We start from the raw sequence: 12,205 nt of genomic DNA, 5'->3' as shown, positions 1-12,205 counted from the left end.
GCGCGAACTCACGAGTAAACGTGCAGATCACGAGTAAACAGCACGAATTCACGAGTAAACAGTGCGAATTCATGAGTAATACAGGCTAATTGACATTGGAAGGCATTACTTAAAGGAGGAGTCAGGCATGAGGTTTTCAAATTTATATCGGAAAGAAACGATCGAACTTCTGAAAAAAGAAAAATATGATGTGGTAGTCATTGGTGGGGGAATTACCGGTGCAGGGATTGCCCTGGATGCAACGACTCGTGGAATGAAAGTGGCATTGGTTGAAATGCAGGACTTTGCGGCAGGCACATCAAGCCGTTCAACAAAGCTTGTCCATGGTGGTCTGCGATATCTTAAGCAATTTGAAATAAAAATGGTTGCTGAGGTTGGAAAAGAGAGAGAGATTGTTTATGAAAATGGGCCACATGTGACTACACCAGAAAGAATGCTGCTCCCGATGCATAAAGGCGGCACCTTTGGAAAATTCAGTACATCCATTGGACTCCGAGTCTATGATTTCCTGGCAGGCGTTAAAAAAAGCGAACGAAGGAAAATGCTATCGGTTAGTGAAACACTGAAAATGGAACCCCTTGTAAAGAAAGAAGGGCTTAAAGGCGGAGGCCATTATGTTGAATACCGAACAGATGATGCACGTCTAACGATCGAAGTCATGAAGGCAGCAGTCGATAAAGGTGCAACACCGATAAATTATACAAAAGTAGATAAATTGTTATATGAAAATGGAAAGGTGAACGGCGTCCAAGTTGCTGATTTACTTTCGGGTGATGTTTATGAAATATACGCAGACAAAGTTATTAATGCAGCAGGTCCCTGGGTTGATTCCATCCGTGAGAAAGACCAATCGAAAAAAGGGAAAACGCTGAAGTTATCAAAAGGTGTTCATGTGGTCATCGACCAATCGAAATTCCCATTGAAGCAGGCGCTTTATTTTGATACACCAGATGGACGGATGATTTTTGCCATCCCGAGAGCCGGTAAGGCTTATGTAGGGACTACGGACACTTTTTATGATGGTGATCCTACAGTGCCAACCGTTACATCCGAAGACCGTGCCTATTTATTAAAAGCGATAGATTATATGTTTCCGGAAGTGAAAATTTCGGATGGAGATATCGAATCAAGCTGGGCTGGAGTGAGACCGTTGATTCTTGAAGAAGGAAAAGATCCTTCTGAAATATCAAGGAAAGATGAAATTTGGGAGTCCGATTCGGGCCTTATCACGATTGCTGGAGGGAAATTGACCGGCTATCGCAAAATGGCTAAAACGACGGTTGACCTTGTTGCAGGGAAGCTTTCCCAGCAGTCCAATAATACTTACCGAGCCAGCAGCACTAAAGGAATGCCGATTTCGGGCGGGGATGTCGGGGGATCAAGCAACTTCTCCTATTATATCAAGCAACATATTCAAATGGGGGTAGACTCAGGACTTGCTGTAAAAGACTCCGAGGATATATTGGCCATGTACGGGTCTAACGCACCTGTGTTATTCAATATCGCCAAAAGCGAAGGAAACGGAGGAATAAGCACTGGCATTCCGCAGAAATTGTTCGTACAGCTGAAATACGCACTTGATCATGAAATGGCTGCAACTCCAGTGGACTTTTTCTTTCGCAGGACCGGGACCTTGTTATTCGATATTGATTTAGTCCAAACGCATAAAAATGCAGTGATCGATTATATGGCTGGATATTTTGGATGGTCAGAATCGACAAAAATGGAGAGAACCAATCAATTGGAGCAGGAAATACTCAGTGCGATTAAAGTATCTTGACCTATATGCAAAAACATGACGTCGGCGGAATTGCTGGCGTTTTTTTCAATTCGGGAGGAAAGTATGGATATCTCAGTTGGAAAAATAAAAAAGTGGCATGTTAGGTCTTTTGACGCAAAAACTATTGTTTAATGCATTAAGATGAAATATAATCAAAAATAGATAAGTTTGAATTTTCAAAATATAATCAAAGGAGGAGCTTGATTGTCTGATTTTATTACGGCTTTAAATGGAGTTTTATGGAGCACGCCAGTCATTTACATTTTATTGGGAGTAGGTTTAGTATTCTCGATTTTGACCCGTTTTCTGCAAGTAAGGCATATTAAGGAAATGGTCGTTTTGATGTTCCAAGGGAAAAGTTCAGAAGCGGGCGTTTCCTCTTTCCAGGCTTTATCCATAGCTCTTTCGGGTCGGGTCGGTACAGGTAACATTGCTGGCGTGGCGACGGCTATCGCTTTTGGTGGTCCTGGTGCCGTTTTTTGGATGTGGGCCATAGCCTTCATAGGAGCATCAAGTGCGTTTGTGGAATCGACCTTAGCTCAAATATATAAAGTCAAACAAGACGGTCAATATCGAGGGGGCCCTGCCTATTATATTGAAAAAGGAATGGGAGTGAAGTGGTTCGCTGTTCTTTTTGCACTCGCTGCACTAATAGCCATGGCCGTGCTGATGCCTGGTGTCCAGTCCAATTCAATTGCTGCCGGAATGGAGAATGCATTTGGCATTAAACCTGCAATCACAGGTATAGCTATCATCCTTTTACTTGGTTTCATTATATTCGGTGGTGTAAAACGGATAGCTAATGCTGCGCAAATAATCGTACCGTTCATGGCCCTGGGCTATATATTACTTTCTGTTGTCATCGTCATAATGAATATTACAGAATTACCAGATGTCATTTCATTAATATTCAGAAGTGCCTTCGGGATGGATTCTGCATTTGGCGGGCTCATCGGAATGGCGATAGCCTGGGGAGTGAAACGGGGAGTTTATTCGAATGAGGCGGGGCAAGGCACAGGTGCTCACCCGGCTGCTGCGGCAGAAGTTTCGCACCCTGCCAAACAAGGTCTTGTACAAGCATTTTCTGTCTATATCGATACATTGTTCGTTTGTTCTGCTACAGCATTTATGATTTTATTCACAGGCATGTATAATACACAAGCAGAAAATGGTTCATATATTGTCAATAATTTAGGAAAAGTAACACCGGGTCCGGGGTATACACAAGCAGCCATCGATAGCGCAGTACCGGGATTTGGTGCTGGGTTTGTTGCTGTTGCGCTTTTCTTCTTCGCTTTTACGACGATCATGGCATACTATTATATTGCAGAAACGAATATTGCTTATTTAATGCGCAAGCGGAATAGTAAGTGGGCCATGTTTGCATTGAAACTCATCATTCTTGCGGCCAGTTTCTATGGAACCATTCGTACGGCAGAGCTGGCTTGGGCATTAGGTGATGCTGGATTAGGGATTATGGTATGGCTCAATGTCATTGCCATTTTAATTCTCGCTAAACCAGCACTTATTACCTTAAAGGATTATGAGAGGCAAAAGAAGAAAGGTTTGGATCCCGTTTTCGACCCCAAACCGTTAGGCATTAAGAACGCCGATTTTTGGGAGAATGAATATGTCGGCGACAAGGAAAATGTTTCCTGAAAATAAATTGATATGATGTGATACATGAAAAACCAGCTCAAGGTAATTGAGAGCTGGTTTTTTATGGTTTTTTCGATAACTAGGATATTTTGTTAGCATTATTGTGAGACTGAAAGTTTTAGTTAATTGTGGAATAATATTGTAAAACTAATCATATTAGTTTTATTATTAATTATATTAGTTTGAGGGAGGAGTTTGATTAAAGATGAAGATGACAAAGGTTGGTACAGTATTTCAACTATCTTTCATGCCACGTGTATTTCCCGTAAACTGTTATTTAGTAGAGGAAGAGAATAGCCTTACACTAGTAGATGCAGCATTACCCTATAGCGGAAAAAGCATAATGAAAGCGGCGCAAATTATTGGAAAACCGATAACAAGAATAATAGTTACTCATGCTCATGATGATCATGTTGGTGCACTTGACGGTCTAAAAGTATCAATGCCTGATGTACAAGTGAGTATTTCTATTAGGGAAGCATCATTACTTGCTGGCGATGTCACGCTCCTGCAAAATGAAAATCCAATCCGTGGCGGAGTCCCTAAGAATATTCAAGCTCGACCAGACTTACTGCTTAAAGAGGGTGACCGTATCGGTTCATTGGAAGTTATTTATTCACCTGGACATACCCCTGGTTCGATATCGCTTCTTGATACCCGTAATCATAGTTTAATTGTCGGGGATGCCCTGCAAACAAGAGGTGGAACTGCGGTTTCTGGAATGATCAAACCTTTATTTCCATTCCCAGCCTTTTACACATGGGATAAACTCATCGCAATTGAAAGTGCAAAGAAATTAAGAAGTCATAAACCATCTTTACTTGCTGTAGGTCATGGAAAGATGCTGGAACACCCTGGGAATTCTATGGACAGAGCAATAGTTGAAGCCGAATTAAAACTTCAACAATGAAAAAGGAGGTTAGAATGGATGTCTAAACGTATAAGGTTGGATTTGTCTATCATTTTACAGAAAGCGACTGAACTAGTTGATGAAAACGGCCTTGATCATCTTACTTTAGGCCAGTTGGCTGAAGAATTACAAATACGGCCCCCCTCGTTATATAACCATTTAGACGGCCTAAATGGATTAAAACAGAAACTAGCAGTAAATGGAGTTAAAAAACTTTATGAATACATGATTCAAGCAGCAGTGGGACGTTCCGGTGATGATGCAATCAGGGCACTTAGTGAGGCGTATGTTGAATTTACTAGAGTTCATCCAGGCCTTTATGATGCCACCACCCGTTTTCCAAATTCTGAAGACATGGAATTACAGCAAGCACAGCAAGCAGTTGTGGAGCTTGTTGTCCAAGTACTACAAGCCTATGATTTAAAGGAAGAAATGGCGATTCACTTGGTGAGAGGATTAAGGAGTATTTTACATGGATTTACTTCAATTGAAAAAATGGGTGGGTTTGGAATGCCAATTGATATCGATAAAAGTTTTTCTATTCTGCTAAATACATATATAGAGGGAATCCATTCAATTGTAATGAATAAAGATAAATATGATCTGGTGGAAGGTTAAAATGGGTTTTCTGGCAGTCTTGCAAATTAGAAATTTTTGCATTGTCAATACAGGTTTACTTTTCCCCATTCCATGAAGGATTTATTAGACGTGAGTATCATCGCTCTATTTTCATATCTTTTAGTTACTACTTGAAAAAATATATTGGCAGTAAGTTCATCAAATGGAAAATACCCTACTTCATCGACGATGAGTAAATCGGGACGGCTCCATTTGTTAATTAGGCGGTGAATTGTACCTTTAGATTATACCTTTCGACATTCTGATACCACTTCATCAGCTGTTAAAAATAAGGAAGAATATCCTTGTGTACGAGCTTCAATAGCGAAAGATATGGCCAAATGAGTTTTCCCTACTCCTGGCTGGCCTAATAAAATCCTATTTTCCCCGTTTGCGGTATACTGACAAGTCAGGGTTTCCTTACGTTGCACACTTACACTAGGTTGAAAGGTGTAGTCAAAATCATAAATGGTCTGCATATAAGGAAGCTTGGCACTCTTCTAAAGAGTGTTTATGTAAACTAGAAATGAATAACGTATACAGTCAAAACAAAAAACTACTTTGTGAGGTAAAAAAAAATTCCATGCAGGTGATGCATACTTTTGCTGCCATGAATTTAAAGAAGATGGCCAATTGGGCTTGGCAGGATCCAAAAATGACTTAACAATAAGGATCGGAGAGTTTGTTTAATAAAAAAATATCCTTTAAATCAAACGGCCTTCGGAATAAGCTTATCCCGAAGGCCGTTTGTCGACAAACTGAGACTCCTTTGCTTTTATAATAGCAAAGAATTCTCATGGAGTTTGAGTTTTATAAAGTCCTAACGGTGAATTCACATAAATATTGAGTAATTATAACTTTCCTTACTTTAAAGAAAAAGATTGAAAAGTAAATTGACTGAAACTTTTATGCATTCTACAATAAATTTTGAAATAGACCAAGCTTTTAAATCTAAAGGTTTTCAGTAACTGCATTTCTTAATTCACTATATTTGTTTTTACTCACTCTAATTTCAGCTTTTACGTTTTCAAGTTCTATTAAGTAGGATCTCATATACTCGTCCGGCTTAATCTCTACAATTTTGGATAATGGAATTAAAAATGATTGATGTGGGCGAAAGAAATTATGTTTTACAAGCATTTTTTCTAACTCATTTAACGTATTACTACATTCTATTTCTTTTTTTTCTTTAATATTTATAATGCATTTCCTTCCTCTTTTTTCTACGAAATTAATATCTTGTATATTAATAAAATGAATAGAACTTTTATCTCTCACAGTAATTTTCTTTGGCGCTTTGATACTATTTTCTATTGGCGATATTCCCTTTTTATGATGGTTTTGAAATTGAATTAGAGATTTTTCAAGGCGTAAAGGGCTTACTGGCTTTAGCAAAAAGTCTATGGGATATAATTCATATCCATGTAAAGCATAATCTGAATGACCTGTTACAAAAATAAAGAGTATATGAGGGAATTGGTTCTTAATAGTCTCAGCCAATTTAAATCCATTTATATAAGGCATGTCTATATCCATAAAAATCAAGTCGATTTTTGTTGTGTGCAAAAAGTCTAATACCTCTCTTGGATCTGAGTAACTATAAATATTTTCGATAAATGGATATTGAATCAAAAAACCCCTTAACATATTAATACATTGAACATTATCATCTACAGATAATACATTATAATTATTCACCCTTATTTCTCCTTTATATAGCTTTATTTTTTTTAAACGCTGGAATTCTCGCAATAAAAGAAGTATTACTGCTTGCAGTCTCTAGATAAATTAGTCCTTCATACTTTTCCATAATTCTTTTAGTGGATACTAAACCAATACCTTCGTGGTTATTTGATTTAGTAGTATATGTATTTTCGAATAGTTTGGAGGCTACTTTCTCATCAATCTCTCCACTATTAGTTACAGTAAATATGTATTCATTAGATAAATTTTCAAACTCTATGAGTACTTCAATCCACTTTTTTTGATCTTTTACATTAGATAATTCATCTATTGCATTTGATATTAAGTTTCCAAGTACACGATTAATATCGGTTACTTTACATGGAATATTTACAAGTGAATCTTTTACAATAATCGACATATTAATATTCTTTCCACGAGCTTGCTGCTGTAGTGTTAAAAGTATTGCAGAAATTGCAGGGTGATGGATAGGGATTATTTCGTTAATTCCTCTAACATCTTCAATAAGTTCTTCTATATATTCCTCAGTATCCTGAAATTTTTTCTGCGCAATTAATCCATATAATGTACTTAAATGGTGAACAAAATCATGACGTTGGGACTTTATAACTTGGAAATATGTCTTAATCTCTGCTTCATGTTGTTTCTCTAATAGCTTTTCTAATTTCTGAGATTCATATTTTAATACAATTTGCGTGAAAAAAAGTAAATAAATTGTAGATACAATCGTAACAAATAAAAGAGACGAATTAGTCTGTTGTAAATAAAATAAATTGTAAGATATAGTGAAAGAAACAATGATAATTAATATCATTGTTATACATGCTAAGACCATGTACTTTGGTCCATATTTTCTATAAAATGAATCATTTTTATCTTTATAAACCATATCCCACGGTATAAAAGATAAATTATATCTAATAAACACGAAGCCTATTAAGTTTATTAACAAGATATGTGGTAATGCTATTAAAATTTTTTCAAAAGAATCAGCTTCCAATAATTTAATAACGTCAAGTATATTCCCTAAAAAAAGTAAAGATAATAGTTCTCCTAATAATAGTATGCAGAGTCCCAGAACAACTGAAATAAAAGAAGCAATAAAGCTAATCTTAAATATTAAACTAGCTAAAATAAACAAGAGCAGAAAACTACACAAAAATGTAATCCCTGGAGAAAAGGTTGTATTTAACTTCAACAATAAGATCAATGTTGTTCCTATTAAACTATGTGCAATAATTTGTTTTTTTACTTTACTAAATTTCATTCCTAGAAAAGCAAAAAAGAAAAATGTTAAGGAAATTATTTCCAAGAAGATGCCGAATGTTTCTATTAAAAAGTCCATCTCAATTCCTTTTACCCCTCCTATACAATATTTAACATAGCATATAATGGGATTTTTTAATATGGGGAAATATCATTATTCGAATAATTCATACGTGAAATGACAGTATTTGGATTATTTTGTTCAGCTAAATGTGCAACAATTTGGTCTTAATAAGTCTAAAAACCCCCTAGTTAGGAAGAAAGTATAGACAAGAATATCTGTTTATTTTAAATTGTTGTAAGAAGTTTTATAATCCGCTACATGGTAATGCAATATAGTAAGGGAGTGATGACATGCTTAGTAAATGGTTGAAGTGGAAACTAATTATTCGATGGAAGAATCAGTGGAATTATATTAAGGTTTTTAGGAATTTATCCGTTGGTAAAAATTTATGGGCCTTAGTCTGTGTCCAAAATATATTTAATTCTTTTCTAATCTTTTTTGGAACTTACTTTCTTTTAAAATATACAGTATTTAATGAGTACTTCACTAATAATCAAGTTAAACAAGGTTTAGTTATTAGTGTTATCTTCAAGTCTTTATCTACTATACAAGATCATTATGAAGTTTTGTGGTCTATAGTGTTCTTTTTAATTATAATATTTGCATTAATTTCAGGAATAAATTCCTCTAAATGGAAACTCCAATCTAAAGATCAAGATTGGCTGATTACTACTCTTAAAATTAGAAAATCTAAAGCAAACATCTTTCTATATTTAGAGTCTATAGTATGGGACACTAAAGACTTTATTTTTAATTACATTCCCATTTTATTAGCACTTGGAATGGTTACTCAAGTAAATTGGTTATATCTTATAGGATTAATCATCCTCACTTTACTCAGTTATTTACTTTTAACTCTCTTAATTTCTATTTTGCATAACAAATATATTCAATTGCAGCAGTATAAATGGAATTTTCTGTTTAGAACAGCAACTAATATTGTTCTTAGACTAATTACAGTCTACTTAGCATTTTTAATTGGAAAAATTACTTCTCCTTGGGTCAAGAAATTTCCTCTGACAAGCAATCATGTTGATTATGAAAACTATAATCAATGGATAAATGAAGGAGTAGTTGTCATTTTTAATATTTTTAAACCGATATCAACTATTTTTTTACATCCATACATGCCTTATAACCTGTTTACAGATATTTTATTTAACGGAATCCACTATAACTCTTTATTAAAATTAGTAATGATTTTGGGAGTTCTTGTTGTGTTCATCTTTATATTATCAAAGGTAAGTGGTAATAAGACGAATACATATTACCCTTTTAAAAAAATAGAATATATAAACAGTTTTTTATCAGTGTTAATTCCTGGAACATCTTATACGGAAATTTTAGCTAAACACCATTATCGAACTGAATACCTACGCTATAGATTCCCAGCTGTACTAGGCTCCTTTTTATTTTGGATAATCTGGGGAACCGTCACAGGGCTATTACAGACCCTCAACTATGGTGAAGATATATATTTTTTAATCATCTCATTTTATTTGTTCTTTATAACTTATTTTTATGTATATTCAATTTTTACAGAGTTAAACGGAATGTTTTCTTTAGACGGAGAAGGAAAACAAGTTATCACTTATTTATTATACGGAAAGTCATTATGGGATGTATTTAAATATAGATTTCATTTCTTTACTCTTACAAGCTTACCATTGTTAATTATCGCTGACATTGTATTTTTCTTTATAAATCATATGAATATTATGCTAAGTACTTTAACTCTTTTGTTGCATGTTATCAGTTTTTTCTTCTTTTCTTTGTTAATGTTTCTACCTGGAGTCATTAGACCTCATTTTAATTACAGCAATATTGAACAATTAGACGATTATGCTGACAAAAAAATTATAGCTGATATAATTCGTTTTTCTACTGTAGGTTTTATTATTCCTATGTTGATGGTTCCTACAGCTCTATTGTTAGTGGATACTATAGGTTTATCAAGTTACTTAGGTATACAGTGGGGTGCTGTGGGAATAATACTTTTCATTTCATTTGGCATCTTGTTGCTAATTATCTCTAATCAACTATCTAAAAAGTCCACCTTTGAGCAAATAAATTTATAGAGAGAAGGGAAGTTATGTGTGATTCTTTAACATTGCAAAACGTTAGTAAATTTTTTGAATCAAAAAAAATATTAAATAATATTTCATTCAATATAGAAAAAGGGAAAATCACAGCATTTCTTGGTCAGAATGGATCAGGAAAAACGACGACTTTAAAGATTGCTATGGGCCTTCTCGTTCCAGATGAAGGTGAAGTATTCATAAATAATAAAAGTATAGAAAATATGAAAAAAGAGGTTACTTTTATTCCTGATTACCCATATTTATATGAAGAATTAACCGGGCGAGAATACCTTAAATTCATTATAGAGCTGACTAATTTAGTTATATCTGAAGAAGAAGTAAACGAGCGTATCACTTATTTCGAATTGAATAAAGAAATTGATAAAATAATTAAGAATTTGTCATTGGGTAATAAGAAAAAACTAGCTTTACTTGGCAGCTTATTAAATAAACCAAGTGTATTACTCTTAGATGAATTTATATCTGGAATAGATCCAGTAAATATGAAAAAAATTAAATCTATTTTAAAAGAATATACTTTAGAGGGAAACTCAGTTTTACTATCAACTCATCAATTAGAAGTTGCCCAAACATTTTGTGATGCACTTGTCTTAATCAATGAAGGGAAAATTATTAAACAGGAAAGAGAGATAGCGAGCATTTTTAAGGAAAGTGAAAATTTAGAAGAATACTTTATTTCGATTTTAAATATGACAGGAGATACTCAATATGACTAAAAAATTTTTCATGCTAGCTACACTTATTTTTTTATTATTTGCGTCACCTCCTTTGATAATAGCTATCTACCAAGGCCAATTAAAAGATATTATGGTAATTTCTTTGATAATTATTATAGTCTTCTCCATAACTACTTACGAATTTATTAGAAGAAAAAAATAAAAAAAGACTAAATCCTTATAGAAAGTAAAGGATTTAGTCTTTTTATTTTGGTCACTAATATTAATGAATTTATCCCTGAAAATACAAAAAACGACCATAATATCTAAAAAATGTTTATTTTTTCAATTTTTATTGTACTATTTATTCAGGAAACAACAGAGAATAGGAGGATATTTAATGCTTAATGATTCTGAGGTAATGGAAAAGAAAGAAGCTATTCCACACTCCACTACCCACCCGCTTAGTTTAGTTAAAGTCTTACTCAACCCTGTTACTTTTTTTAATAAGTTAAAAACTGAAAGGAAACTAGGAATTAATATATTTATCATTCTAGTTCTATATGGAATTGTAACTTTCTTTCTTTCGCAACATTTATTAATGAATAACGAAATCAGTTCTACTCTTCCAAAAGAGTTACAAAATGAAAAAAGTCAGCTGATCATGGTTATAGGAACTACATTAGTAGGCATATTTCAATTTGTATTTACAATTTTAATTTCCACTTTAATTTATAAAGTAATATTATTTTTTACACAAATTCGAGTTACATTTAAAGGACTATTTCATATAGTAATGGTTGCCCAGATACCTCTAATTATTGGGAAAATGATTAACTTAATCTTTATCAATCAAGATACAGTTGAAATGCCTATTACTAGTTTAGGATTTACTATAAAGTCTTTTACAGACTCTCCATTTTTACTGAATTTCTTTTCTAATTTTGAAATATTTAGTATATGGAGTTACTTCATTATTGCATTAGGAACTAGCGTATGTATTGGAGTAACCAGAAAGAAAAGTATGTTGATTATTTTCTCAACTTGGTTAATATTCTTAACTTTATCCTCTGTCTTAGTAGGTTTCTTTAACTAGTAGAAGATAGTAATTATATTTTTTTTGCACTGAAGGGAGGTGAGAACATGGAGATGATCGTCAATCTAGTAGGAGCACTTGGTATTTCTAACTATTGGGCTACATTAATTGTAAATGCTATTATGGCAGGAGATACTGTAACTCAATTATTAGCTGTATTTGGAAGTTTCGGTTTAACTGCAACACTTATTAGTATAATCAGAGATTTAATTAAAAAAATTGGTAAGCAACAAACGATTGCTTACTAATAAATAAAAAGTAAAGGAGGAGAATTTCATGGAAGTGATAGCACATATTGCGGGAGCACTTGGTATTTCTGAATACTGGGCAAACGTTATCGTATCAGCAAT

10 protein-coding genes and 1 pseudogene are annotated in these 12,205 nt (G+C 33.9%); 8 read left to right on the top strand and 3 right to left on the bottom strand.

Annotated elements, in window-relative coordinates; translation table 11 throughout:
• Positions 1 to 127: 127 nt before the first annotated feature.
• From ACFX4X_RS20280 to ACFX4X_RS20265, 4 genes are all read left to right on the top strand, one after another.
• Positions 128 to 1,780, top strand: coding sequence for a glycerol-3-phosphate dehydrogenase/oxidase (locus tag ACFX4X_RS20280; protein WP_377385838.1), 1,653 nt, complete (start codon positions 128 to 130; stop codon positions 1,778 to 1,780).
• A 204-nt stretch (positions 1,781 to 1,984) separates the two neighbouring features.
• Positions 1,985 to 3,439 (top strand): alanine/glycine:cation symporter family protein, encoded by a 1,455-nt coding sequence (locus ACFX4X_RS20275; RefSeq protein ID WP_284469395.1) that lies wholly within the window; start codon positions 1,985 to 1,987, stop codon positions 3,437 to 3,439.
• 205 nt (positions 3,440 to 3,644) lie between these two features.
• Positions 3,645 to 4,349: an MBL fold metallo-hydrolase gene (locus ACFX4X_RS20270; RefSeq protein ID WP_377385835.1), complete on the top strand. Its 705-nt coding sequence runs from the start codon at positions 3,645 to 3,647 to the stop codon at positions 4,347 to 4,349.
• 18 nt (positions 4,350 to 4,367) lie between these two features.
• Positions 4,368 to 4,967 (top strand): TetR/AcrR family transcriptional regulator, encoded by a 600-nt coding sequence (locus ACFX4X_RS20265; RefSeq protein ID WP_284469396.1) that lies wholly within the window; start codon positions 4,368 to 4,370, stop codon positions 4,965 to 4,967.
• Positions 4,968 to 5,032: 65 nt separating this feature from the next.
• Here ACFX4X_RS20265 and ACFX4X_RS20260 read toward each other — a convergent pair.
• The 3 genes and pseudogenes from ACFX4X_RS20260 to ACFX4X_RS20250 form a co-directional block, all read right to left on the bottom strand.
• Positions 5,033 to 5,461 (bottom strand): annotated as a pseudogene (locus ACFX4X_RS20260) (ATP-binding protein); the annotation flags it as partial.
• Between the two features lie 457 nt (positions 5,462 to 5,918).
• Positions 5,919 to 6,665: a LytR/AlgR family response regulator transcription factor gene (locus ACFX4X_RS20255; protein WP_377385831.1), complete on the bottom strand. Its 747-nt coding sequence runs from the start codon at positions 6,663 to 6,665 to the stop codon at positions 5,919 to 5,921.
• 13 nt (positions 6,666 to 6,678) lie between these two features.
• Complete coding sequence (locus tag ACFX4X_RS20250; RefSeq protein WP_377385828.1) at positions 6,679 to 8,016, bottom strand: sensor histidine kinase; 1,338 nt, start codon at positions 8,014 to 8,016, stop codon at positions 6,679 to 6,681.
• A 275-nt stretch (positions 8,017 to 8,291) separates the two neighbouring features.
• Between ACFX4X_RS20250 and ACFX4X_RS20245 the strand changes: the two genes are divergently transcribed.
• The 4 genes from ACFX4X_RS20245 (at position 8,292) to ACFX4X_RS20230 (ending at position 12,103) form a co-directional block, all read left to right on the top strand.
• The gene (locus ACFX4X_RS20245; protein WP_377385825.1) at positions 8,292 to 10,079 is read left to right on the top strand and encodes a hypothetical protein; all 1,788 of its coding nucleotides are present in this window, start codon (positions 8,292 to 8,294) and stop codon (positions 10,077 to 10,079) included.
• Positions 10,080 to 10,093: 14 nt separating this feature from the next.
• The gene (locus ACFX4X_RS20240; protein ID WP_377385822.1) at positions 10,094 to 10,819 is read left to right on the top strand and encodes an ABC transporter ATP-binding protein; all 726 of its coding nucleotides are present in this window, start codon (positions 10,094 to 10,096) and stop codon (positions 10,817 to 10,819) included.
• Between the two features lie 340 nt (positions 10,820 to 11,159).
• Positions 11,160 to 11,855, top strand: a complete 696-nt coding sequence (locus tag ACFX4X_RS20235; RefSeq protein WP_377385819.1) for a YIP1 family protein — start codon at positions 11,160 to 11,162, stop codon at positions 11,853 to 11,855.
• A gap of 47 nt (positions 11,856 to 11,902) precedes the next feature.
• Positions 11,903 to 12,103 (top strand): uberolysin/carnocyclin family circular bacteriocin, encoded by a 201-nt coding sequence (locus ACFX4X_RS20230; RefSeq protein ID WP_284469404.1) that lies wholly within the window; start codon positions 11,903 to 11,905, stop codon positions 12,101 to 12,103.
• Positions 12,104 to 12,205 lie beyond the last annotated feature (102 nt).

This window comes from Peribacillus sp. YIM B13481 (assembly GCF_042787985.1).
In the GTDB taxonomy this organism is placed as follows: Bacteria; Bacillota; Bacilli; order Bacillales; family DSM-1321; genus Peribacillus; species Peribacillus simplex_A.
The sequence above is the reverse complement of the archived record's forward strand: the minus strand, read 5'-3'. Positions and strand labels throughout refer to the sequence as shown.